Source organism: Pantoea sp. App145 (assembly GCF_047947045.1).
In the GTDB taxonomy this organism is placed as follows: Bacteria; Pseudomonadota; Gammaproteobacteria; order Enterobacterales; family Enterobacteriaceae; genus Pantoea.
In genome coordinates this window covers 3276269-3299809 of record NZ_CP133290.1, presented here as the reverse complement: position 1 = coordinate 3299809, position 23541 = coordinate 3276269, and the positions used below count along the sequence as shown (strand labels likewise).

Sequence of the window (23541 nt, the reverse complement as noted above, 5' to 3'; positions counted from 1 at the left end):
TTACTCCCTCCCTTCGCGCTGGGTATCGTTACGCTGCGCATTGGCGCGACGCTGATCCATGATGCTGTTCGGACTGTACGATGAAGTGTCGCTATTGCTGGCGTTGCTGTCCGAAACCGGCGGTAACTTCATCAGATTGGTATTTTTCTGGCCGTTTTGACCCGCAGCACTCTGAGCGCCACGCATCAGTTGATCCAACGGCAGCATCATCAGGTTATTGCTACGGTCGCTAACCAACACTTTGCGGGTATGGCTGAGCACGCGCTCCATGCTTTCGATGTACAGACGTTCTTTAGTGATCTGCGGTGCGGCTTTGTATTCCGGCAGCATAAGAGCAAAGCGCGCGACTTCACCCTGCGCTTCCAGCACGGTGCGTTCTTTGTAAGCACGTGCCTCTTCCAGGATACGTTGTGCCTGACCATTGGCTCGCGGCTGAACTTCGTTGGCGTAAGCTTCGGCTTCACGCACGTACTGCTCGCGGTTTTCACGCGCGGCAATCGCATCGTCAAACGACGCTTTGACCTCTTCCGGTGGACGCGCCGCCTGGAAGTTAACATCAAGCAGCGTGATACCCATGTTGTACGGACGAATGGTTTCATCAATTTCGCGCTGGGTTTCGCTACGCACCACGGTACGACCTTCGGTCAGAATGCGGTCCATCGTAGAACGACCAATCACGCCACGCAGCGCACTGTCAGTCGCCTGACGCAGGCTGTCATCCGCGCTGGTCACAGCATAGAGGTAACGCTCAGGATCGGTGACGCGGTACTGCACGTTCATTTCTACGCGCACCACGTTTTCGTCTGATGTCAGCATCACGCCAGACGCGGCAAGTTCACGCACCGCTTCCACGTTCACAGCACGGACCTGATCGATAAAAGTGGGTTTCCAGTTGAGGCCTGGTTCCACCAGATGGCTGAATTTGCCGAAGCGGGTGACGACGCCACGTTCCGCTTCTTTAATGGTGTAGAAACCGCTGGCTGCCCAGATGATGACTGCCGCTGCGGCAACAATGCCGACCAGTTTGCCACCGCTACCGCCGCTGCGCTGGCCATTGTCGCTCTGTTTGCCACCGCCCAGTCCACCGAGTTTTTTACTCAGTTTACGGAAGATATCATCCAGATCAGGGGGTCCCTGATCGCGACCTCCTTTATTTCCCCCAGAGTTGCCGCCTTGATTATTGCTGCTTCCCCACGGGTCGCGGTCCTGTCCGTTATTACCGGGCTGATTCCACGCCATGTCTCTACTCCATTTATTGTATTTACGTTTTACCTTGCAGCCGATGTCCTGGCTTTCCGGTAAATGAGTTGGGCAACGGTCAAACAATATAACTGGCGAGCGACGGCTCCTGTTTACATAAACGACGCCAATCAACAATTGGCATACGCACATGTAAACCTACACTGCCATCATCTTCATTCCATTCTTTCTCAATCGCCTGTAACTGATAAAAACGACTGCGCAGACGTCCGGCTTCCGGCGGCAAACGCAGGTCGTACTGCGCAATTTCACCGGCAAGGCGTTCTGATAATGCCTGCCACAATAAAGGCAGACCGACCCCCGTCTGGGCTGACAGCCAGACGCGAATCGGCTTATTCTCTTCATCACGGTCGATACGCGGTGCAAAATCCTCCAGCATATCGATCTTGTTCATTACCAGCAGGGCTGGAATTTCATCGGCCTCGATTTCTTCCAGCACGACGTTGACCGCCTCAATATTGTCATTGAGACGGACATCAGCCGCATCAATCACATGCAACAGTAAAGTCGCCTGGCGCGTCTCCTGCAAGGTTGCCTTAAATGCGGCAACTAAATCGTGAGGCAGGTGGCGAATAAAACCTACCGTGTCTGCCAGCACCACTTCTCCCACATCCGCGACGTTAAGGCGACGCAGGGTAGGATCCAAGGTGGCAAACAGCTGATCCGCAGCATAGACATCCGCGGATGTAATAGCGTTAAACAGGGTGGATTTACCGGCGTTGGTGTAGCCCACCAGAGAAACGGTTGGCACATCCGCTTTGGCACGCGCCTGTCGGCCCTGCTCGCGCTGTTTTTCCACGCGCTCAAGGCGGGACAGGATCAGGCTGATGCGATTACGCAGCAAACGACGGTCCGTTTCCAGCTGGGTTTCACCCGGACCGCGCAAACCAATGCCGCCTTTCTGACGTTCAAGGTGCGTCCATCCACGTACCAGGCGGGTAGCCAGATGGCGTAGCTGTGCCAGCTCGACCTGCAATTTACCCTCATGGGTGCGGGCGCGCTGGGCAAAAATATCAAGAATTAAGCCGGTGCGGTCGACAACGCGACATTCGCACAGCCGCTCAAGATTTCGTTCCTGAGCAGGGGATAAGGCATGATCGAATAAAACGACCGATGCTCCACTCGCTTTTACCGCATCGGCAATTTCAACTGCCTTTCCTTCACCGACAAAATATTTGGGATGTGGCGCTTTACGGCTGCCAGTAATAACCTGCAGCGCTTCGACGCCCGCAGAAGAGACAAGAGTTTCAAACTCCTGCAAATCTTCCAGCTCTTTGTCTTGGGAGAACCAGATGTGTACCAGTACGGCCTGCTCACCGGCATCATAACGGTCAAACAAGCTATAACCTCGCTAAAATAAAATAACCAGGACGGGAAAACGCATTCGCTCTCCAGCCCTGGCTTCACGGCAACACAAAAATTATTCTGCGTTATCGCCGTCTTGTTGTGGCTGCGACTGAGCGGTTTGGTTGCTTCCGCCGTGGTGGTAGTTACTGCTTCCGCCGCTCGCATTGTTGCTATGGTGCGATACCGGACGAGAAGGAACTACTGTAGAGATGGCGTGCTTGTACACCATCTGGCTAACCGTGTTTTTCAACAAAATCACGAACTGATCAAAGGATTCAATCTGCCCTTGCAGCTTAATACCATTCACCAAATAGATCGAAACCGGTACACGTTCACGACGCAGTGCGTTCAAAAACGGGTCTTGTAAAGATTGCCCCTTAGCCATTCTATCTTTTCCTTATATGCTTGTTGTTTGTTACTTTTTGAACCGTGGTTCAGAAAAACTGCGTAAAAATTTGCGCACGATAACGGACCAATTGTACACAATCATCCCTGCTTAGCACTAACAACCTGAAGCACCGCATTACGCGCTAATTCTGGCTCATCACTGTCTAACCAGTGCACGTCGGGCCAGCCACGTAACCAGGTCATCTGGCGCTTCGCGAGCTGCCGGGTTGCGCAAATTCCCCGATAAACCATTTCGTTGTAATCGATTTCGCCAGTGAGGTAAGACCACATTTGACGATAACCTACACAGCGAATGGAAGGCATATCCGTATGCAAATCACCTCGTGCAAACAGAGCACGAGCCTCCGCTTCAAATCCTGACGCCAGCATCTGGTTGTAACGCAACGCAATGCGTTGATGTAACAGCTCGCGGTTCGCCGGAGCGATCGCAAATTGGTACACGTCGTAGGGTAACGCTTCACCGGATGTTTTTGTCAGTTCCGTTAAAGTTTTACCCGAAATAAAAAAAACTTCCAGTGCTCGCGAAAGTCTCTGCGGATCATTCGGATGAATACGACTGCCGGCGACCGGATCGATTTCACACAGCTGGCGGTGAAGGTCATCCCAACCCTTTTCTGCCGCCATTTGCTCTATCCGCTGACGCACGTCCGGATCGGCCGAGGGCAGCGGCGACAATCCTTCAAGCAACGCCTTGAAGTAGAGCATAGTTCCACCAACAAGCAACGGAATCTTACCCCTTTGGGTGATCTCCGCCATTTCTGCCAGCGCATCGCGACGAAACTCAGCGGCGGAATAAGCTTCCGCCGGGTCGCGAATGTCCAGCAAACGATGAGGTGCCTGCGCTAACTCCTCAGCAGACGGCTTCGCCGTGCCAATATCCATCCCGCGATAGATTAAGGCAGAGTCAACGCTAATAAGTTCCACCGGAAGATGCTGACGCAACGAAATTGCCAGTGCCGTCTTACCGGAGGCGGTAGGCCCCATCAAAAAAATTGCCTTAGGCCGGCCAGCCTGGTTCTGTTCACTCATGCTTCAATGCGTTAATCGCACTCTCAATCTCAATGGCCTGTAACAGGCCAGAAGGCGGCGACTTCAGCAATTGCGGACAGAGCCGTTCCAGCTCCGCCAGCAGTGTAATCGCCTGCGAGTGATTCCAGTGCGCTGCCTCTGCATCATCACGACGTGCCAGCCATTGGGCCAGCGAGGATGCAGAGACCTCTTGCTGCCGGGCGAGATAGCCTAACAGGTCTGGAATCAAGATTTGTAAATTTTGTGTTCGTAACGGTAAAGGCACCGCGCGTAGCGTCACATGCTGGCCTTCCCTTTGTAAATCAATGCCCATCGCAGTTAACAGCGTGGATTGCTGGCCAATAACCGCCAACTCTTCCGGGGCAATTTTCAACCTGACAGGAATGAGTAGCGGCTGCGGTTTTAACCCCTCTTCTCCAGGTTGCAACTGGGCCTGTTTCAGCCAGCGTGCTGCCACGGGTAATGAAAGTAAGAATAGCTTATCGCCGCGTTCCAGCAGGGCATAGCTCTCGCGTACCACACTCAGCACCCGGCCAAAACTCTGTGCATGGGCAGCAAGTGGCATTTCGCGTTCAGGTTTAGGCGCGGGCTGCGGCTGCGGTGCCGCGACAGTGGCTGGTGTTTTCAGGAGTTGCTGATAAGCCACCCCTTCGCGCGCGCGATAGGTTGGCTCCTTTTGCTGCCAGCCGCTACTGGGGGTTGCGCCTGGCTGACGCGGTGCGGCCGCTGGCTGCGAAAAGTGATTCCCCCCCGCCGCCTGACGATTTTCTGGCTGCCACTGCGGCGCAGGTTCTTCTGCATGAGCGATCGGCAGTTCTGCCGCACGGCTGGCCTGCAACGCACTCATCACGCCCTGCCAGATAAAATCGTGCACCAGACGCGACTGATGAAAACGCACCTCATGCTTGGCTGGATGGACATTCACATCCACCTGATGCGGATCGATTTCCAGGTACAGTACGTAAGCCGGTTGCTGCTCATCCCCCAGTTGGGTTTGGTACGCCTGGCGGATGGCATGATTGATCAGTTTGTCACGCATCATACGGCCATTGACGTAGCAATATTGCAGGTCCGTTACCTGGCGAGAACCCGCCGGATCGGCCACCCAGCCACGCAACGCCAAATCGTCATGCTGCCAGTCAATTCTCAGCGCATGCTGCATAAAGGTAGTGCCGCAAATTGCCCCCAGCCGCCGCTCACGCTGCGCATCCTGGCTCACGCCGCGGTACTGGCGCATCAGCTTGCCATTATGGCTGAGTGAAATTGCCACATCGAAGCGTGCCAGCGCAATGCGGCGAATCACTTCATCGATATGGGTAAACTCGGTTTTTTCCGTGCGCATAAACTTGCGTCGGGCGGGGGTGTTGTAAAACAGATCGAGTACTTCCAGCGTCGTCCCCACCGGATGCGCGGCCGGTTTAACCGTCACCGCCATATCCCGCCCCTCAGCGTAGGCTTGCCAGGCTTCGCTTTGATCTTCGGTACGTGAGGTGAGCGTCAGGCGGGAAACTGAGCTGATACTGGCGAGCGCTTCCCCGCGAAATCCGAGGCTGACGATGGCTTCGAGATCATCAAGTGAGGCGATTTTACTGGTCGCGTGGCGTGCCAGCGCCATCGCCAGCTCGTCTTTAGCGATACCACAGCCGTTATCGCGGATACGGATCAGCTTCGCGCCGCCTTTTTCAATATCGACATCAATACGTGTCGCCCCGGCATCGAGGCTGTTTTCCACCAGCTCTTTCACCACCGACGCCGGACGCTCCACCACTTCGCCCGCCGCGATCTGGTTTGCCAGCTGAGGCGGTAAGATTTGTATAGGCATGGTGGTGTCCTTTTAACCGGCTGGCCCACCAGGGGCCAGCAATCAGGATTGCGGAATTTTCAGGGTCTGACCCAGCATCACATTGGAGGACTTCATATTATTGGCCTGCATGATGGCATTGGGGCTGACTCCGTAGCGGGCAGCAATGGCCGTCAGAGAGTCGCCACGCACCACTTTATGGCGCACCGGGCCACGAGCGGCCGTCGAGGCGACACCCGATTTAGCCGGAACTTTCAGACGCTGACCGACCCAGACCACATCACGTTTCAGGTTGTTCATTTCACGCAATGTCGCCATGCTGACACCGTATTTTGCCGCAATGCCAGACAGGGTTTCACCGCGTGTCACCGTATGGCGCTGCGTCACGCCAGTATACTGCACCGTTCCCGTCGCCGGATTGCTGGCGACGCTAACCGCTGGTGCGTTGTCCAGCGGCCTATTTTCTTCCTTTGGGACCGATTGCAGCGGATGCGCCAGGAAGTAATTGCGCAGGCCTTTATAAATCGACTGAGCAATCTTCTCCTGATATGCGCTACTGCCAAGCAGTCGCTCCTCCGCGGCATTACTGATAAAGCCGGTTTCAACCAGCAAAGAGGGAATATCCGGTGAACGCAATACACCGAGGCTGGCGTGCTCTGGCAGGCGTTTATGCAATGGCGTGACGCTACGCAGCTGTTGCAGCACTTTCACTGCCACATCATAGCCCACGCGCTGTGAATGGCCGAATTGCAGATCCAGCACTGCCTGGCTCAGGTAAGGATCGGCCTGGCTGTTCGCCAGCAGATCACCTGCACCGCCCAGCAGTTCCGATTGCTTCTCTTTCTGCTCCAGCCAGTTCGCCATTTCGCTATTTGCGCGACGGTTGGATAACACCCACACCGACGCCCCTGTTGCCGAATGGCTGGGTGCAGCATCGGCGTGAATCGATACCAGCAGGTTGGCATTCTCTTTGCGCGCCACGTCGGAACGGCCCATCACCGAGATAAAATAATCACCGGTTCGCGTCAGCACCGGTTTAAACATGGGATCGCGATCCATCAGCGCCTTCAGCTTGCGCGCAATGGCGATGGTGACATTTTTTTCATGCAAGCCGTGCTGGCCTGAAGCCCCCGGGTCCTGGCCGCCATGTCCGGCGTCGATCGCCACGATGACCTGTTCGTTACGGCTTAGCGCACCGCCAGGGCGTATCGTGGTGTCGCTGCTGCTCACTGCCGTCACCGGGTTGGCATTGAACGGATTCCCCTGGCTACTGCTTTGCGTTTCCCGCACGGAACTCACTGGCGCAACGTTACGTTTCGCGGTTTGCGTACCACGCATGGTAAACACCACACGATATTGATTACCTTCACGCTGCGTGGTGGCACGGGTGTGTGCTGCCTGCGTCAGCTCGAACACCAGGCGGATACTTTGCTTATCCTGCGGTTTACTGTTGCGGATACGCTTAACCAGATTTTCGCCGCTGAAATTGAGCGGCAGCCCCTGAATATTGCCGCTCTGGCGGATATCCAGCACCACGCGATCGGGATTATGCAGCGGGAAAAAACCATACACCGGCTGGCCGTTGAAGCTCAGTGTCACCGTCGCCTGGCTATCACCATTGTCAACTTTAATATCTGACAACGCGGCCGACAGCGCTGAAGCCGAAAACAGGCAGAGCAGGGCCGCAAGGACCATTTTCATCCGTGACATCATGCCTGATTCCTTTGCTGCTTAAAGTGTTGCAGCAGGCTTTCACCCTGCACCGAAACCGCCTGTAATTCTGCTTCACGCGCGTTATCAACGTAACGCAGCGTCAATGCCAAATCGGGGTCAGGCAACACACCCGTGCCCTGCTGCGGCCATTCGACCAGACAAATCGCCTCGCCGCTGAAATAATCACGAATCCCCATGAACTCCAGCTCTTCCGGATCGGCCAGACGATACAGGTCAAAATGATACAGAGTACGACTTCCCAGCGTATAAGGCTCGACCAGCGTATAAGTGGGGCTTTTTACATTGCCCTGATGACCCAGCGCCTGCAAAAAACCACGACTGAAAGTGGTTTTACCGGCACCCAGATCGCCATAAAGATAAATTACCGCCGCACTGCTGCATACGCGGGCCAGCTGTGCGCCAAGTTCAAGGGTTGCCGCTTCATCGGGCAAAGGGATAACACAGGTCTTCATGCTTTATTGTTGGATCATCTCAGGATTAACAAACTGCCACAGCAGTTCGAACAAATCGGTGGCCAGCATACCGCGCGTGCCACGCAGACGGGCAACGGCATCCGCTGCTGCACCATGCACCACACAGCCTGCACAGGCCGCATCAAACAAAGCCAGTTTCTGGCCTATCAGCGCGGCAATGATGCCGCTCAGTACGTCCCCCATACCACCAGAGGCCATACCGGCATTACCCACATCGGCAATCACCAGCTGTCCCTTTGCACTGGCAATCACCGTACCCGCCCCTTTCAGCACTGCCACACCTCCGTAGCGTTTGACCAGCGCCTGGGCGGCATGGATGCGGTCACTCTCAATATCACTGGTCTTCACATCCAGCAGGCGAGCAGCCTCACCCGGATGTGGCGTGATGATGCGATTCTGACGGGAATCTGCGTTGATTGCCAGCAGGTTAAGTGCATCTGCATCCCAAAGCATCGGCTTTTCGCAAGCAGCCACCCTTTTCAGTGCCTGTTTCCCCCATTCACGCTGGCCTAAGCCAGGGCCAATGGCGATCACATCCGCCCATTCCAGTGCCTGTTGCAGGCGCGCCTCGCTCAGTGCATCCACCATCAGTTCCGGCCTGGCAGTCAGGATCGGCGCAATATTATCCTCATGCGTTAATACGCGAACCAGACCCGCACCGGCGCGCAGTGCCGCTTCCGCTGTCATGCGAATGGCCCCTGCCGTACCGGTATCGCCACCCACCACCAGCAGGCGGCCATGATCACCTTTGTGGGACGTCGCTTTACGCGGCTTCAGCCAGCGGGACAGATCCTGCGCATCAACCCGCTGCATCGGTGCCTCATTGCCGGTGAGAAACGGTGATAATCCCAGTTCGTCAACATGCAGCTGCCCAACATAATCACGAGCCTTGCCGGTGAGCAGACCCGGCTTCAGCACGATCATGCTGAGGGTATGAGCGGCAACGATGGCCGCACCCGGCGCAGTACCGTTTGCCGCCATCAGTCCGGACGGGATATCAATTGCCAGCACGGGCGCAACATGGGCATTTGCCAGCGTAATAAGATGAGCATAAGGCGCGCCGGGAGCACGATTTAGCCCGGTGCCGAGCAGTGCATCGACAATCACCTCAACCTGTTGCGGCCAGGGGGCATCGGCGGCATGAATAACGCCCCCAGCGGCCAGCCAGGCCTCCCGCGCTTGTTGAGCCTCCTCCGGCAACGGTTTGCTGCCCGCACACGCCAGCAGTGTCACCTGCATCCCTGCCGCCTGCGCCAGTCGCGCTACCACATAACCATCCCCGCCGTTGTTGCCGTGGCCGCACAGAATCAGCCAGTGGCTGGCGTCAGGCCATAACCGACGCGCCAGTTCATAGCTGGCCTGCCCGGCACGCAGCATCAATTCATACAGGGTCAATCCCAGGCTGTCGGCCGCATCGCGTTCCAGTTGCCCTATCGCCTGCGCAGGCCAGACAGAGTGTGATAAACTGCGCGGGTTAGCATTCAATTCCTGGTTTCTCATGTCATACCCTCTCGATCTTCATCAGCTTGCCCAACAGATTAAACAATGGGGGCGCGAACTTGGCTTCCAGCAGGTAGGTATTTGCGATACCGACCTCCGCGCAGAAGAGCCAAGGTTGCAGGCGTGGCTGGAGAAACAATATCACGGCGAGATGGAGTGGATGGCGCGTCATGGCATGATGCGCACGCGCCCTCATGAGTTATTACCCGGCACGTTGCGCGTCATCAGCGTGCGCATGAATTATCTGCCTGCTAAAGCCGCCTTCGCCAGCACGTTAAAAAACCCTCAGCTCGGTTATGTTAGCCGATATGCGCTGGGACGCGACTATCACAAAGTTCTGCGTAATCGGCTGAAAAAACTCGGGGATAAGATCCAGGAGCATTGTGGCGAACTGAATTTCCGCCCGTTTGTTGATTCAGCGCCACTGCTGGAACGCCCGCTGGCAGCCAAAGCGGGACTGGGCTGGACCGGAAAACATTCTCTAATCCTTAACCGCGAAGCGGGTTCCTGGTTTTTCCTCGGCGAGCTGCTGATCGATCTGCCGCTGCCGGTCGATACCCCGCAGGAGGAGCAGTGTGGTCGTTGTGTGGCCTGCATGACCATCTGCCCCACAGCGGCGATTGTCGAGCCCTACACGGTGGATGCGCGTCGTTGCATCTCTTACCTGACCATTGAGCTGGAAGGTGCCATTCCCGAGGAGTTCCGTCCGCTGATTGGCAACCGTATTTATGGTTGTGACGATTGTCAGCTGATTTGTCCGTGGAATCGCTATGGGCAATTGACAGATGAGGACGATTTTTCGCCCCGAGCGGTGCTGCATGCCCCGCCCCTCACCACGTTATTTATGTGGGATGAAGCAAAGTTTCTGCGCGTGACGGAAGGATCGGCAATTCGCCGGATTGGTCATCTGCGCTGGTTGCGCAATGTCGCGGTAGCGCTGGGTAATGCCCCGTGGTCGGAAGAAAACATTACCGTACTGCAACAGCGTTCAGGGGAGCATCCATTGCTGGATGAACATATCGACTGGGCTTTGGAACAGCAGCGACAGAAACGTGCTGCACTGGCGATTGACGTTCAGCCCGCCCGCAAACTGCGGCTGGTACGTGCGATTGAAAAGGGACTGTCACGTGATGCGTGATTGAGCAAATTTACAGGATAAAATCCTTTTCCACATGCTGTGAATAAAATTATAAGTCCGATTGCAGGTATGCCCCGTTATATCGTCCAGTCATCGTACTAACAGACTGAAACATGAAAATAACCATTAAAATCAGTTAATTATTTATTAATCGTTAACATTTTCACATATTTTACGTTGCGGGTATCTGTCCAGAGCCTGTGGATAACTCTGTTTAAAACAGTTTTGCAGATGGGGTAAAGCGCCGTCCGGGTGCACCAGACAGATTGTGGATAACCTGAAGAATTATTTTGGCAGCGACCGTCGCCAATTCGTCACTTACCTGCCTCAGCAGAATTGGGCAAAATTTCAGAAAACGCCCTGGCTGACACAGTTTTAGTGCTGTTCGTAATCTACGACAAACAACTTTAATGAATATAAAAATCTGGAGCGGGAAACGAGACTCGAACTCGCGACCCCGACCTTGGCAAGGTCGTGCTCTACCAACTGAGCTATTCCCGCGTAGGAGGTACTGCTATACAAATTTTGGAGCGGGAAACGAGACTCGAACTCGCGACCCCGACCTTGGCAAGGTCGTGCTCTACCAACTGAGCTATTCCCGCGTAGAGGGTGCTGCTATACAGATTTTGGAGCGGGAAACGAGACTCGAACTCGCGACCCCGACCTTGGCAAGGTCGTGCTCTACCAACTGAGCTATTCCCGCATCATCGTTGTCTTTTTGTTTGCGACTGCGTTGGCTTCCTTCACTCACCCAGGTCACTTACTTGAGTAAGCTCCCAGGGACTCGTTCAGTTGCCGCCTTGTTGCAAACAAAAATACTCGATGCTGCATCGTTGTATTTGTTTGCGACTGAGCAAACTAAAAACTGAATCTGTACCATACCGAAATTCTTCATCGGTACGGGGTGCGCATTATACGAGAAATCCTTTCCATCGCAAGAGCCTGAAAGCAAAATTTTGCGCTTTCCGCGCGTTTGCTGCTTAATTCAGCAACCTGCTGTTTTCCTGCGCACCCTGACCAGCTTAAAGCTGCAAAAAGTGCTCGCGATAATAAGCCAGTTCCGCCACCGATTCGCGAATATCATCCAGCGCCTGATGACTGCCGCTCTTTTTGAAACCTGGCAGGATATCGGGCTTCCAGCGACGCGCCAGCTCTTTCAGGGTACTGACATCGAGATAACGGTAATGGAAATAGGCTTCCAGTTCCGGCATGTATTTAAACAGGAAGCGACGATCCTGACCGATGCTGTTGCCACAAATCGGCGAGGTATTCGCAGGTACCCACTGTTTCAGAAATTCGATGGTTGCCAGTTCAGCAGCATGATCGTCGTACTGGCTGGCTTTCACACGCTCCACCAGGCCGCTATTGGTGTGAGTACGCACGTTCCAGTCATCCATCAGCGCCAGCTGCGCATCAGATTGATGCACCGCAAGCACCGGCCCCTCTGCCAGAATATTCAGGTTTGCATCGGTCACCAGCGTGGCGATCTCAATAATACGATCGCGTTCCGGATCCAGTCCGGTCATTTCGAGGTCGATCCAAATCAGATTGTTTTCATTTCCAGCTGTCATGCGTTTTCCGCCCGTTGCCAAAGTCGTCATTAGACTAAATTAAGGTGTATCATAGACGTTTTGCCCAGCGGGGCGAAGCCTGGCGAAAGCGTGAGAGGATGCGTGAGCAAAAATAAATTGTCGAAGGGTCAACAACGTCGTGTGAGTGCGAACCACGAGCGTCGTCTGAAGCAACGGAACGAAAAACCGGAACCGGATGACAGCCTGTTTGGGGAAGCAACCGATGGCGTAGTGATCAGCCGCTTCGGCATGCACGCAGACGTCGAGGACAGCGCGGGCGAGGTGCATCGCTGTAATATCCGTCGCACCATCCGTTCGCTGGTGACGGGCGATCGCGTCTTATGGCGTGCTGCGAATGAGAACGGCGGCAAAGGGATCGTCGAAGCTGTGCACGATCGTACCAGCGTACTGACGCGCCCCGATTATTACGACGGCATCAAACCGATCGCCGCCAACATCGATCAGATCATTATCGTTTCAGCGATCCTGCCGGAACTGTCACTCAACATCATCGATCGTTACCTGGTTGCCAGCGAAACCCTGGGGATCGAGCCCCTGCTGGTGCTGAACAAAACCGATCTGCTGGATGACGAGGCTCGCGCCTTTGTCGATGAGCAGATGGATATCTATCGCCATATTGGTTACCGCGTGCTGATGGTCTCCAGCCGTGCCAAAAATGGCCTGGCCGAGCTGGAAGCCGCACTGACTGGCCGCGTCAGCATTTTTGCCGGACAGTCTGGCGTCGGCAAATCCAGCCTGCTGAATGCCTTGCTGGGTCTGGATGTTGCCGGTGACGAAATCCTGACCAACGACATCTCGGATGCCTCGGGTCTCGGCCAGCACACCACCACCGCCGCACGCCTGTACCATTTCCCCCACGGCGGCGATGTGATTGATTCCCCTGGGGTACGTGAATTTGGCTTGTGGCACCTGGAGCCGGAACAAATTACCCGTGGATTTGTCGAATTTCGTGAGTTTCTTGGCAGTTGCAAATTCCGCGACTGCAAACATGACAACGATCCGGGCTGTGCCATTCGCGAAGCGGTAGAAAACGGGACCATCAACATTTCCCGTTTCGATAACTACCACCGTATTCTGGAAAGCATGGCGCAGGTAAAAACGCGTAAAAACTTTTCCGCCAGCGAAGATTAATGAGTACAACGGCACGCGGGGCGCTGCTACAATCCGCCCCCTTTTGTCTCAACGATACGTAATAAAGCCAGGAGGCTAAGGTGTTTGATCGTTTTAAACTCGGCCTGAATCATATTCTGCCTAAGAAAGGACTGACCGAACTCGCGGGCTGGGGTGCCAGTCGGCGTGGTGGCTGGCTGACCAAAGCGGTCATTGATATTTTTGTCTGGTACTACAAAGTCGATATGGCTGAGGCCAGCAAACCAGATACTGCCAGCTATCGCACCTTTAATGACTTCTTTGTGCGCCCATTAAAAGAAGGGGCACGTCCGATCGATCCCGATGCAACGCTGCTGGCCCTGCCAGCCGATGGTGCCATCAGCCAGTTAGGCCGCATCGAAGGCGATCAGATCTTCCAGGCCAAAGGTCACTACTACACGCTGCAGGCGCTGCTGGCGGGTAATGATGAACTGGCGCAGCAGTTCCAGGATGGCAACTTTGTCACCACTTACCTGGCGCCGCGTGATTATCATCGCGTGCATATGCCCTGTAACGGCGTCCTGCGTGAAATGATCTATGTCCCGGGCGACCTCTACTCGGTCAACCCGTTAACCGCACGCAACATCCCGAATCTGTTTGCCCGTAACGAGCGTGTCATTTGCGTGTTCGATACTGATCACGGTCCGATGGTGCAGATTCTGGTGGGTGCCACCATTGTTGGCAGCATCGAAACCGTGTGGGCCGGGACGATTACGCCGCCGCGTGAAGGGGTGATTAAACGCTGGCACTACCCGGCAGCCGACCATGACGGAGCCGTTGTATTGTTGAAAGGACAGGAAATGGGTCGCTTCAAGTTGGGTTCAACGGTCATCAACCTGTTTGCGCCACAGCGCGTCAAACTGGCGGAAAGCCTGGAAGCCGAAAGCAAGACCCGCCTCGGTCAGCCGCTGGCCATCGCCCTGCCACAGCCGGGTGAAACCGCCCCGCTCACCGACTAAGCGGGAATTTCCCAGTGCGTGCCTCTCTTATTCTGCTGCTGAGCCTGTGGTTCAGCAGCACTGCTTTCGCTGCCACTGTCCCGGTAGCCAGCGACCTGAAACAAGAACTGGACGCGGCCAAATCCGCGAAAAGTTCCCCCTCTCAAACTGAACAGATCCAGACGCTGGAAACGGCACTCAATTTTCTTGCTGAACGTGATGACTCCCTGGAACGCACGAAGCAATATCAGCAAGTGATTGATGACTTCCCGCGACTGGCGCGTGAACTGCGCCAGCAACTCGCCAGTCTGACGGATAGCAGCAAAACCGTGCGCAGTAATATGAGCAGCGCCGAGCTGGATCAGGAGATTTTGCAGGTTAGCAGTCAGTTACTGGAAGAGGGACGCCAGGCTCAGCAGGAACAGGACCGGGCGCGTGAAATCAGCGATTCGCTATCGCAGTTACCGCAGCAGCAAACCGAAGCACGTCGCGCGATGACCGAGAGCGACCGCCGTGTACAGGGTGCCGCTGCAGCCACGACGCCGCAGGCACAGGCTCAGGTTTACGCACGTCAGGCGGAAAACGCCGCCAATAAAGCCCGTGTGGATGAACTGGAGCTGGCGCAGCTCTCCGCCAATAATCGCCAGGAACTGGCGCGGATGCGTGCCGAAATACATCAGCGCCAGGCGACCCAGCTGGATAACTATCTCCAGGCGCTGCGTAATCAGCTGAATAACCAACGTCAGCGTGAAGCAGAACAGGCGCTGGAGCGAACCGAACAACTGGCAGAAAACAGTGGCGATTTGCCCAGCATCATCAGCGATCAATTCCGGGTAAACCGTGAATTGTCAGCCGATCTCAATCAACAGGCACAGCGCATGGATCTGGTCGCTTCGCAGCAGCGACTGTCGACCAATCAGACCTTGCAGGTACGCCAGGCGCTAAGTACCCTGCGCGAGCAATCACAATGGCTGGGAGCCTCGAACCTGCTGGGCGAAGCGCTGCGCGCCCAGGTCGCGCGTCTGCCAGATGTGCCGAAATCGCAGCAGATTGATAACGAGATGGGCCAGTTACGTGTCCAGCGGCTGCGTTATGAGGATTTGCTTGAGCGCCAGCAGACGCTGCGTAAAGAGAAGCAGGATGATGGCACGCCCTTTACCAGCGAGCAGAGCCGCATCCTCGAAGCTCAGCTGAAAACTCAGCGCGAGTTACTCAACTCATTAATTTCCGGTTGCGATACGCTGATTCTGGAAATTACCAAACTTAAAGTCTCCAATACCCAGTTGCAGGATGCACTAGCTGAAGTGCGCGACGCCACACATCGCTATCTGTTCTGGACGGCTGACGTCAGTACCGTTGACCTGAATTTCCCGGTGGATGTGGCACAGTCGCTGGGACGCCTGCTATCGCTCGATACGTTGGGCCAGTTAGGTAAAGCGCTGGCCATGATGTTTACCAGCAAAGAAACAGTGCTGCCAATCATGGGTGCACTGCTACTGGTTGGGTTTAGCATCAGCACGCGCCGTCATTACCATGCGTTTCTGGCGCGTGCCGCCAGCAAAGTTGGCAAGGTCACACAGGATCAATTCAGCCTGACGCTGCGCACGGTGTTCTGGTCAATTCTGGTGGCCGTACCGATACCGGTGCTCTGGGCTGCACTGGGTTATGGATTGCAGGAAGCCTGGCCCTACCCGATAGCGGTAGCGATCGGCGACGGTATTACCGCCACATTGCCGCTGCTGTGGGCATTTATGATCAGTGCCTCGTTTGCCCGCCCAAATGGCCTGTTTGTGGTGCATTTCCGCTGGCCGCACACGCGGGTGGCGCGCGCGATGCGTTATTACTCACTCAGCGTCGGCCTGATTGTGCCGCTGATCATGCTGTTGATTGCCTTCGCTAATCTGGAGGACCGTGAGTTCTCATCAACGCTGGGGCGGTTGTGCTTCATCCTGATTTGCGGCGCATTGAGCATTGTCACCGTCAGCCTGAAACGTGCAGGTATTCCGCTATATCTGGATAAAGAAGGTAACGGCGATAACTTCGTCAATCGCATCCTGTGGAACCTGATGATCGCCATCCCGCTGGTCGCCGCCTTCGCCTCCTGCATCGGCTATCTGGCGACTGCGCAGGCGCTGCTGGCGCGTCTGGAAACGTCCGTTGGCATCTGGTTCTTCCTGCTGGTGATTTACCACATTATCCGCCGCTGGATGCTGATTCAGCGTCGCCGTATCGCTTTTGATCGCGCCCGTCAGCGCCGTGCCGATATGCTGGCAAACCGCGCTCGTAGCGAAGAGGAGAAGGATCAGCCCGCCGGGAGTAGCGAAGCGCCAGAAGCAGACGAACCGATTATCGATCTCGATGCCATCAGCGCTCAGTCGCTGCGTCTGGTGCGCTCCCTTCTGACATTAATTGCGCTGGTGTCAGTGATTGTGCTGTGGTCAGAAATTCACTCGGCGTTCGGTTTTCTGGAAAATATCCGCCTGTGGGATGTCAGTACCACGATTCAGGGGGTGGAGAGCATCCAGCCGATTACCCTCGGCTCGGTCCTGATCGCCATACTGGTGCTGATTATCACTACCCAGCTGGTACGTAACATGCCAGCGCTACTGGAGCTGGCGCTGTTACAGCACCTGAATCTGACGCCCGGTACTGGCTATGCCATCACCACCCTGACCAAATATGTGCTGATGCTGATCGGTGGCCTGATTGGCTTCTCCATGATTGGTATCGAATGGGCGAAGTTGCAATGGCTGGTCGCCGCACTCGGTGTGGGTCTTGGTTTTGGTTTACAGGAAATCTTTGCCAACTTTATTTCCGGCCTGATCATCCTGTTCGAAAAGCCGATTCGTATTGGCGATACCGTCACCATCCGCGATCTCACCGGCAGTATCACGCGTATTAATACCCGTGCGACCACCATTACCGACTGGGACCGTAAAGAAATCATCGTGCCGAATAAGGCTTTTATTACTGAGCAGTTCGTTAACTGGTCGCTGTCCGACTCTGTCACACGCGTCGTGCTGACCATTCCTGCACCCGCCGGGGTGAACAGCGCAGAGGTAACAAACCTGCTTAAACAGGCGGCAGAGCGCTGTACGTATGTGCTGGATATGCCTGCACCCGATGTTTTTCTCGTCGATCTGCAACAGGGGATTCAACTGTTTGAGCTGCGCGTCTATGCCGCCGAAATGGGGCATCGCATGCCGCTGCGTCATGAGCTGCATCAGTTGATTCTGCATGGTTTCGCCGCGCACGGCATTGAAATGCCTTTCCCGCCTTTCCAGGTGCGTATGGAAACGCTGGGCAAGAAGACGCCGGCCAGCAATGGCGCACCTGCGGCGCGGAATTTTAAATCAGGTGGGTTATAAAAGTAGCGGCGCGACAAATCGCGCCGCTGCAGGTTATTTCACAAACTCCTCGCCCTGGGCGATATCTTTTTTCAGCGTATCCAGCATGCCGATCAATGCCTGCTGCTCAAAAGCGCTGAGCGGCCCGAGCGGTCGCCGTTCAACGATGCCGTTTTTGCCCAGCAGCAGCGGCTGTGAGAAGAATCGGGCGTATTCACCATCCCCTTCCACATAAGCACATTCCACAACATTGGCTTCGCCCTGCATGGCTCGTACCAGCGACAGACCAAAGCGCGCGGCCGCTTGCCCCATCGATAGCGTCGCAGAACCGCCACCTGCCTTGGCTTCCACCACTTCAGTGCCGGCGTTTTGAATCCGTTTGGTCAAATCCGCGACTTCCTGCTCGCTGAAGCTGACGCCTTTTACCTGCGATAGCAGCGGCAGAATAGTGACGCCCGAATGGCCACCCACCACCGGCACGTCAATCTCGCCCGGCTGTTTGCCCTTTAACGCCGCGACAAAAGTATTGCCACGAATAATATCCAGGGTGGTGACGCCAAACAGGCGGTTCTTATCATATACCCCGGCTTTCTTCAGCACTTCCGCCGCAATCGCGACCGTGGTGTTAACCGGGTTGGTGATAACGCCAATCAGGGCTTTTGGTGCAGTGCTCGCCACCTGTTCAATCAGGTTGCGGACAATGCCTGCGTTAACGTTAAAGAGGTCGGCGCGATCCATGCCGGGTTTACGTGCCACTCCGGCGGAGATCAGCACCACATCGGCTCCCTTCAGTGCGGGCGTGGCATCTTCACCACTGAAACCCTCAACTTTCACTGCGGTGGGAATATGGCTGAGATCCACAGCCACACCCGGTGTTACCGGGGCGATGTCATAGAGCGAGAGAGCTGAACCTGCGGGTAATTGGGTCTTGAGCAGCAGTGCAAGCGCCTGGCCAATACCACCAGCGGCACCGAGAACGGCAACTTTCATCCTGGACTCCTTATTAAGGTGGGGCAGAGATATGCCGGGTTTCCATCAGGTTACGAGTGTAATCAACTTCTCAGGCGATAGCGACAAGGCCCGTCGCGCTATAAACACTGACGCCGCAATTCGGCTCCCGAGACATCCACACTTCAGAAGTCGCCTGAATGATCATAAGTCGCAGCCAGAAGACAGGGGTCGGCAATGATCAGTCATTTTGTTGTTACCACTTCAATAATATAACAACATTGCAACCTTCGCTTTTGCGTGCCACCCCGCGATTTTGGCGCAGCGGGAAATCTCTGTTATGATCGCCGCCCCGCAGGTTTTCCCGGCGAAATTCTCACCTGGTTTATTGCATAAAAATTCATTTAAATGCATAATAATTTATCTGCTACGGGCCTGTTGCCCGATGCATCCCTCTTTTTATTGGTAACCTATGCGAAACCCATCTAAACAGGACGACCTGATCAAGGCGTTCAAGGCCCTATTGAAAGAAGAGAAATTCAGCTCTCAGGGTGAAATTGTGCAGGCGCTGCAGGAAGACGGCTTCGAGAATATCAACCAGTCAAAAGTTTCTCGTATGCTGACTAAGTTCGGTGCAGTGCGTACCCGCAACGCGAAAATGGAGATGGTGTATTGTCTGCCAGCCGAATTGGGTGTCCCCACCACCACCAGCCCGCTGAAAAACCTGGTGCTGGATATCGACTATAACGATGCGTTGGTGGTGATTCATACCAGTCCTGGCGCCGCACAGCTGATTGCCCGTCTGCTGGATTCTCTCGGCAAGGCGGAAGGCATCCTCGGCACCATCGCCGGTGATGACACCATCTTTATTACCCCCGCGCGTAGCTTTACCGTGAAGCAACTGCACGACGCTATCCTGGTTTTATTCGAACAAGAGCTATAAAACCCTGCCTGCTACCGGCAGATTACCTGCCGGTAACAATCCTGCCATCTCCCCCTCCAGCCGTCGCACTTTAGCCAAAATGCTCAGGAAACAATGCATTAAGCATATTCCCGTCAGTTCTCACCCCTCTGGATGATTGGTAGGACCTTTTAGCCTGCTTAACCTTTCGCGCTATTTTACACTGCTTTACATACCAACATCAGCTGTATTGCCCACTCACTGCGTATCAGCCAGCTGGATCAACCGGGATATTTCGCACAGAAAGATAAAATGACATAGACCTTTGTTTTTACATGTAATTAACAGTCATTGGACAGAAACCAGGCGTTTTTTATAACACTCAGTTATTAAAAGTTGTCATAAGGATAAAGAATAACAACCAAACATTATTAGCTGAATATTAATTTCATGGGTGATTAGATCTATACTTGTTTCGTGATGCAAATCACAGTGAATAAAAAGAGAAAAAACAGAAGACGAGGAAATAATCATGAAAGTTAAAACTACTATCGCAACCCTGAGCGTTCTATCTGCCCTGTCATTTGGTGCTTTCGCCGCAGATTCTATCAATGCCGATCAGGCCATGAATCTGCAACCGGCCGGCACCATCAGTGTCAGCGGCACTGCCGGTTCGCCGATGGATATCCATCAGCAGCTGAGTGAAAAAGCAGACCAGCAAGGTGCTAAAGCTTATCGCGTGATTGAAGCGCGTAATGACAACACCTATCACGCTACCGCTGAACTTTATAAATAAGTTTGCTGAAACAAGACAAGTATGAACGGCAACCCATTTGAGACGCAGTTGCGCTCAGGTTGCCAGACAAAATTCAGGAGAGTGAATCATGAAAACCAAATTATCTATCGCAGTTCTGAGCCTGGCCTCCATTCTTTCTTTCGGTGCCAGCGCTGCCAACCTGATCACTAACGAACAGGCAGACAGCATGAATCTGCAACCGCTGAACCAAACCATCAGCGTAAGTGGTCGTGATGGCGACCAGATGAATATCCGTCAGGAGCTGTCAGCCAAAGCGGATGCTCAGGGTGCCAGCCACTACCGCATTATTGAAAACAATCAGAATGACACCTACCACGTCACTGCTGAACTGTACAAATAATTGCTAACTGACTATCCGGCGCCTGCGGGCGCCAGGATAGAAATCGACGACCCGCTCCCACTTATCACCGCAGGTTGTTGATTGCTAAAGGAGAATATAATGAAAATCAAAACAACCATCGCAACTGCCAGCCTGCTCTCTGTCCTCGCTTTTGGTGCGTCTGCCGCACAGCTGGTCACAGCAGAACAGGCTCAGACTATGCAGCCTGCGGGGACAGTGACTATCAGTGGTACTGCCGGTGCGCCTATGGATTATCGTGCTCAGCTGTCGCAGAAAGCCGATGAACAGGGTGCCAGCGCTTATAAAGTGATTGAAGCCCGCACTGGCGACAATTACCACATTACTGCTGAACTGTATAAGTAATTCCTCGTCAACTGCTTGACGAACCCTTTGGCCCCGCTCGCCGGGGCCCTTTTTGTGGTTACTTCACATTAAAGCGGAGCTGCCCTTCCAGCTCCTCTTCTGCTTCATCAAACAACAGAATCAACGCGCCATAACGGCGCTTCTGTCCCTTTCCTAAGTGAATAAATTCAATCTCCAGCGGCAACGGCAGTTGATCGCCGGTCACCGCTTCCCAGAGATCGTCCAGATCAATAATCGCCAAATCCGCCAACGCAAAACGGTCGCTGAACTGCCGGAAAAAGTGCGCCTGATCGACGATTTCATCGAAATCAAAACGTTCGATTCTCATCATGACGATCCTCTCTGTGCCACTACTGATTAAAGCGATGAAATGAATGCGTCGCGGCAAAAGAAGGGGACATCCCTGCTTCTCCCGCCAGTTTGCATCCTGTCAGGAAAGTATAGATGGCATTATCCGGAGGTTTTGTGACAACGGGCCGCGCGATAAACGCGGCGGCTCATTTTAGATTTGAATCAATGTGTTGCGGTACTTACTCAGCATAGCGGCTAACCGTTTCACTGGCTCGGTCACGCTGCCTGGTGCCGCATATTGTTGGAGTTTTTCCTGGTAGATATCCAGCTCCTGCAATAACCGCTCAAAATAGACGCGCCGTTTATCATCACTGCGCGTCGAAATAACCTGGTCTGCAGTGGCTCGCAGCTGACGGTGGTAAGCCGACAAATCAGCATTGATGGGGACTTCCGCATTGCGTAAGCGCTGATGACCAATAATCAGCGTCAGGGCGATACGGTATTTATTAATATCACCCGGGAACAGGTTGAGCAGCAGGAACAATTGCTGATACAGCGCGGGCAGATGGTTTTCCCGGCGACGTACCTGGTTAGTGGTCATGGCCGACACGGCCGCATACATAAAGCGGTTGAGCAGCTTACGTCCGGTACGTTCTTTCGATTTGTCGCGAATCAGCAGAATCACCATCATCGCCACAAAACAGCCAATGACCTGACCAAGTGCGTTATCGAGAAACACGTTGAACTCAAACTTCATCGGGTTATCGAGCACCAGCACGTTAATCGTACCGATCAGCGCCCCGAGCGTGCCGATTTGACGGCGCTGCACGAAGATGCCGCCAATAAAGCCCAGCAAACCAATGGCAATACACAGCAGCAACATGCTTTGCTGAGTGGCTGGCATAATGTAGATAAAGTACAGCGCACCCAGTGGTACCGCGACAGTCATACCGTACAAAAAGTCTTTCGCCATCATCAGCGGGTTTGGCATACGCATCGCCAGTGCGGTGATTACCGCCAGCATCACCATACAACCGCTACCGGAAGTCCAGCCGGTATAGAGCCAGAACAGCGAGCCAAGCGCGGTAGCGACGAAAGTGCGCACGCCGTTAATCATCGCATGATGGGTTTCGGCAGAGCGGGCCTGAATCACCACTTCACGTTCAAGGATGCCCTCTTCCAGCGTGGTGATACGGCTGTTACTTTTCACACCATTAATCAACAGCAGATATTCAGTCGCGGCCCCAACCCAACTGGCCAGCGTCAGTGGCGAGGTTTTACTGCTGACACCAATCACCCGACGCATAATCTTCATACGCTTGTGGACATCATCAACGCTGCTGACTTCTTTCTCGATCAACAGGCGATATTGCGGCGGAATATAATCCGCACGTGAATTCTGGATCAGGAAGGTTTCGGCCGCCTGGGTAATCAGCGTTAACGACAGCGTGTTCAGCATCTGCAAACGACGGTTGCTGTTCTGCCAGCGCGATGATTCCATCATCAGTTGGCTGCGCATGCTGTTTAATGCGGTGGTACGGCGTACCAGCGCGCTCCAGGCTCTATCGACTTCGTCTTTATCACCGTGAGCAACGCACAGTTGCAGCAATTTGTACTGTGCCACCAGCAACGCATCCACTTCCTGGTCGATGACTTTTTTAATCGATCGCGGTGAGAAAATCATGTCCGCCAGAATGGCGCAGAGAATACCCAGTACGATTTCGCTGCAACGTTCCACCGCAAACTGCGGTGCCAGCGTCAGCCCCCCGCTGGCATCGGCGGTGACGACAATAATCAGCGCAGTGTAGCCAGCCAGACCGAGGGCATAGGAATTTTCGACTTTGATCAGTGAAGAGAGCCAGACGCAAAGCCCGGCCCACAGGCAGCACAACAGCAGCATCACTACGGGCGCACGCACTGTCGCGATCATAATGGTCAGAGCCGCAATACAGCCGATGAAGGTGCCGATAATACGCAGAATGCCGCGGTAACGCAGCGCGCCGGAGTAGGGATCCCCCCCGGCGGCAAAGGCGGTGCCACCCGCCACAATCCCGGCAGTCATCACTGCCCAGCGCGGCGTTTCCAGATTGAAGTGAAAGCCAATCATCAGCGCGGCGACCAGCGCAAACGTCAGCTTCACCGGGAAACGCAGGAACTCAATCATA

General features: G+C 54.5%; 20 protein-coding genes and 3 tRNA genes. 8 read left to right on the top strand and 15 right to left on the bottom strand.

The annotated features are described in order from the left end of the window. The 8 genes from hflK to nnr all read right to left on the bottom strand — a co-directional run bounded on the left by hflK (position 1) and on the right by nnr (position 9552). Complete coding sequence (gene hflK / locus RCF31_RS15180; protein ID WP_299458407.1) at positions 1-1239, bottom strand: FtsH protease activity modulator HflK; 1239 nt, start codon at positions 1237-1239, stop codon at positions 1-3. Positions 1240-1318: 79 nt separating this feature from the next. Continuing rightward, entirely contained in the window at positions 1319-2599 is a 1281-nt protein-coding gene (gene hflX, locus RCF31_RS15175) for a ribosome rescue GTPase HflX (RefSeq protein ID WP_299458405.1), read from the bottom strand. An 81-nt stretch (positions 2600-2680) separates the two neighbouring features. Then, a complete protein-coding gene (hfq, locus tag RCF31_RS15170) occupies positions 2681-2992 on the bottom strand; it encodes an RNA chaperone Hfq (protein ID WP_084877160.1) in 312 nt (103 codons plus the stop codon). A 101-nt stretch (positions 2993-3093) separates the two neighbouring features. Next, positions 3094-4044, bottom strand: a complete 951-nt coding sequence (gene miaA, locus RCF31_RS15165; protein ID WP_299458402.1) for a tRNA (adenosine(37)-N6)-dimethylallyltransferase MiaA — start codon at positions 4042-4044, stop codon at positions 3094-3096. Further along, positions 4037-5866, bottom strand: a complete 1830-nt coding sequence (mutL, locus tag RCF31_RS15160; protein ID WP_416411447.1) for a DNA mismatch repair endonuclease MutL — start codon at positions 5864-5866, stop codon at positions 4037-4039. Before mutL ends, miaA begins: the two co-directional genes overlap by 8 nt. A 42-nt stretch (positions 5867-5908) precedes the next feature. Then, positions 5909-7558 carry an N-acetylmuramoyl-L-alanine amidase AmiB gene (gene amiB / locus RCF31_RS15155; protein WP_416411446.1) on the bottom strand — a complete coding sequence of 550 codons (1650 nt, stop codon included), beginning with the start codon at positions 7556-7558 and terminating at the stop codon, positions 5909-5911. Then, positions 7555-8031: a tRNA (adenosine(37)-N6)-threonylcarbamoyltransferase complex ATPase subunit type 1 TsaE gene (tsaE, locus tag RCF31_RS15150; RefSeq protein WP_299458395.1), complete on the bottom strand. Its 477-nt coding sequence runs from the start codon at positions 8029-8031 to the stop codon at positions 7555-7557. The genes amiB and tsaE overlap by 4 nt, the downstream gene beginning before the upstream one ends. Before the next feature lie 3 nt (positions 8032-8034). Next, entirely contained in the window at positions 8035-9552 is a 1518-nt protein-coding gene (nnr, locus tag RCF31_RS15145; protein ID WP_416411445.1) for a bifunctional ADP-dependent NAD(P)H-hydrate dehydratase/NAD(P)H-hydrate epimerase, read from the bottom strand. Between nnr and queG the strand changes: the two genes are divergently transcribed. Continuing rightward, positions 9551-10690: a tRNA epoxyqueuosine(34) reductase QueG gene (gene queG, locus RCF31_RS15140; protein WP_416411444.1), complete on the top strand. Its 1140-nt coding sequence runs from the start codon at positions 9551-9553 to the stop codon at positions 10688-10690. The two genes, nnr and queG, sit on opposite strands and share 2 nt — an antisense overlap. Positions 10691-11115: 425 nt before the next feature. Here the strand turns inward: queG and RCF31_RS15135 are convergent. From RCF31_RS15135 to orn, 4 genes are all read right to left on the bottom strand, one after another. Further along, positions 11116-11191: transfer RNA gene (locus tag RCF31_RS15135), tRNA-Gly, on the bottom strand. Positions 11192-11216: 25 nt separating this feature from the next. Continuing rightward, positions 11217-11292, bottom strand: a tRNA-Gly gene (locus RCF31_RS15130). A 25-nt stretch (positions 11293-11317) separates the two neighbouring features. Continuing rightward, positions 11318-11393 (bottom strand) — tRNA-Gly (locus tag RCF31_RS15125). 319 nt (positions 11394-11712) lie between these two features. Further along, positions 11713-12261: an oligoribonuclease gene (orn, locus tag RCF31_RS15120; protein WP_208716662.1), complete on the bottom strand. Its 549-nt coding sequence runs from the start codon at positions 12259-12261 to the stop codon at positions 11713-11715. 102 nt (positions 12262-12363) lie between these two features. Here orn and rsgA point away from each other — a divergent pair, with 102 nt between their 5' ends. The 3 genes from rsgA to mscM all read left to right on the top strand — a co-directional run bounded on the left by rsgA (position 12364) and on the right by mscM (position 17737). After that, the gene (rsgA, locus tag RCF31_RS15115; RefSeq protein ID WP_416411443.1) at positions 12364-13413 is read left to right on the top strand and encodes a small ribosomal subunit biogenesis GTPase RsgA; all 1050 of its coding nucleotides are present in this window, start codon (positions 12364-12366) and stop codon (positions 13411-13413) included. 80 nt (positions 13414-13493) lie between these two features. Further along, positions 13494-14390 carry an archaetidylserine decarboxylase gene (asd, locus tag RCF31_RS15110; RefSeq protein ID WP_313683348.1) on the top strand — a complete coding sequence of 299 codons (897 nt, stop codon included), beginning with the start codon at positions 13494-13496 and terminating at the stop codon, positions 14388-14390. 14 nt (positions 14391-14404) lie between these two features. Continuing rightward, entirely contained in the window at positions 14405-17737 is a 3333-nt protein-coding gene (gene mscM, locus RCF31_RS15105) for a miniconductance mechanosensitive channel MscM (RefSeq protein WP_416411442.1), read from the top strand. Between the two features lie 33 nt (positions 17738-17770). Here mscM and mdh read toward each other — a convergent pair whose 3' ends face one another. Continuing rightward, positions 17771-18706: a malate dehydrogenase gene (mdh, locus tag RCF31_RS15100; RefSeq protein WP_299458384.1), complete on the bottom strand. Its 936-nt coding sequence runs from the start codon at positions 18704-18706 to the stop codon at positions 17771-17773. A gap of 430 nt (positions 18707-19136) precedes the next feature. Here mdh and argR point away from each other — a divergent pair, with 430 nt between their 5' ends. The 4 genes from argR (at position 19137) to yhcN (RCF31_RS15080) (ending at position 21085) form a co-directional block, all read left to right on the top strand. After that, positions 19137-19607, top strand: a complete 471-nt coding sequence (argR, locus tag RCF31_RS15095) for a transcriptional regulator ArgR (RefSeq protein WP_084877198.1) — start codon at positions 19137-19139, stop codon at positions 19605-19607. Between the two features lie 490 nt (positions 19608-20097). Beyond that, a complete protein-coding gene (yhcN, locus tag RCF31_RS15090; protein WP_084877200.1) occupies positions 20098-20361 on the top strand; it encodes a peroxide/acid stress response protein YhcN in 264 nt (87 codons plus the stop codon). Between the two features lie 88 nt (positions 20362-20449). Beyond that, the gene (locus tag RCF31_RS15085) at positions 20450-20722 is read left to right on the top strand and encodes a YdgH/BhsA/McbA-like domain containing protein (RefSeq protein ID WP_299458379.1); all 273 of its coding nucleotides are present in this window, start codon (positions 20450-20452) and stop codon (positions 20720-20722) included. Between the two features lie 99 nt (positions 20723-20821). After that, the gene (yhcN, locus tag RCF31_RS15080) at positions 20822-21085 is read left to right on the top strand and encodes a peroxide/acid stress response protein YhcN (protein WP_299458378.1); all 264 of its coding nucleotides are present in this window, start codon (positions 20822-20824) and stop codon (positions 21083-21085) included. Positions 21086-21143: 58 nt separating this feature from the next. On the opposite strand, the gene RCF31_RS15075 is transcribed toward yhcN (RCF31_RS15080), so the two are convergent. Together RCF31_RS15075 and aaeB are read right to left on the bottom strand one after the other, a co-directional pair. After that, positions 21144-21413, bottom strand: a complete 270-nt coding sequence (locus RCF31_RS15075; RefSeq protein WP_084877204.1) for a barstar family protein — start codon at positions 21411-21413, stop codon at positions 21144-21146. Between the two features lie 174 nt (positions 21414-21587). After that, positions 21588-23540: a p-hydroxybenzoic acid efflux pump subunit AaeB gene (gene aaeB, locus RCF31_RS15070; protein WP_416411441.1), complete on the bottom strand. Its 1953-nt coding sequence runs from the start codon at positions 23538-23540 to the stop codon at positions 21588-21590. Between the last annotated feature and the right edge of the window lies 1 nt (position 23541).

What these genes read in the sequence shown, in the direction of transcription:
- hfq (WP_084877160.1), bottom strand. Translation starts at nt 2,992, where the DNA reads ATGGCTAAGGGGCAATCTTTACAAGACCCGTTTTTGAACGCACTGCGT.
- argR (WP_084877198.1), top strand. Translation starts at nt 19,137, where the DNA reads ATGCGAAACCCATCTAAACAGGACGACCTGATCAAGGCGTTCAAGGCC.
- RCF31_RS15075 (WP_084877204.1), bottom strand. Translation starts at nt 21,413, where the DNA reads ATGAGAATCGAACGTTTTGATTTCGATGAAATCGTCGATCAGGCGCAC.
- tsaE (WP_299458395.1), bottom strand. Translation starts at nt 8,031, where the DNA reads ATGAAGACCTGTGTTATCCCTTTGCCCGATGAAGCGGCAACCCTTGAA.
- yhcN (WP_299458378.1), top strand. Translation starts at nt 20,822, where the DNA reads ATGAAAATCAAAACAACCATCGCAACTGCCAGCCTGCTCTCTGTCCTC.
- queG (WP_416411444.1), top strand. Translation starts at nt 9,551, where the DNA reads ATGTCATACCCTCTCGATCTTCATCAGCTTGCCCAACAGATTAAACAA.
- mutL (WP_416411447.1), bottom strand. Translation starts at nt 5,866, where the DNA reads ATGCCTATACAAATCTTACCGCCTCAGCTGGCAAACCAGATCGCGGCG.
- amiB (WP_416411446.1), bottom strand. Translation starts at nt 7,558, where the DNA reads ATGATGTCACGGATGAAAATGGTCCTTGCGGCCCTGCTCTGCCTGTTT.
- hflK (WP_299458407.1), bottom strand. Translation starts at nt 1,239, where the DNA reads ATGGCGTGGAATCAGCCCGGTAATAACGGACAGGACCGCGACCCGTGG.
- mdh (WP_299458384.1), bottom strand. Translation starts at nt 18,706, where the DNA reads ATGAAAGTTGCCGTTCTCGGTGCCGCTGGTGGTATTGGCCAGGCGCTT.
- RCF31_RS15085 (WP_299458379.1), top strand. Translation starts at nt 20,450, where the DNA reads ATGAAAACCAAATTATCTATCGCAGTTCTGAGCCTGGCCTCCATTCTT.
- orn (WP_208716662.1), bottom strand. Translation starts at nt 12,261, where the DNA reads ATGACAGCTGGAAATGAAAACAATCTGATTTGGATCGACCTCGAAATG.
- aaeB (WP_416411441.1), bottom strand. Translation starts at nt 23,540, where the DNA reads ATGATTGAGTTCCTGCGTTTCCCGGTGAAGCTGACGTTTGCGCTGGTC.
- nnr (WP_416411445.1), bottom strand. Translation starts at nt 9,552, where the DNA reads ATGAGAAACCAGGAATTGAATGCTAACCCGCGCAGTTTATCACACTCT.
- yhcN (WP_084877200.1), top strand. Translation starts at nt 20,098, where the DNA reads ATGAAAGTTAAAACTACTATCGCAACCCTGAGCGTTCTATCTGCCCTG.
- miaA (WP_299458402.1), bottom strand. Translation starts at nt 4,044, where the DNA reads ATGAGTGAACAGAACCAGGCTGGCCGGCCTAAGGCAATTTTTTTGATG.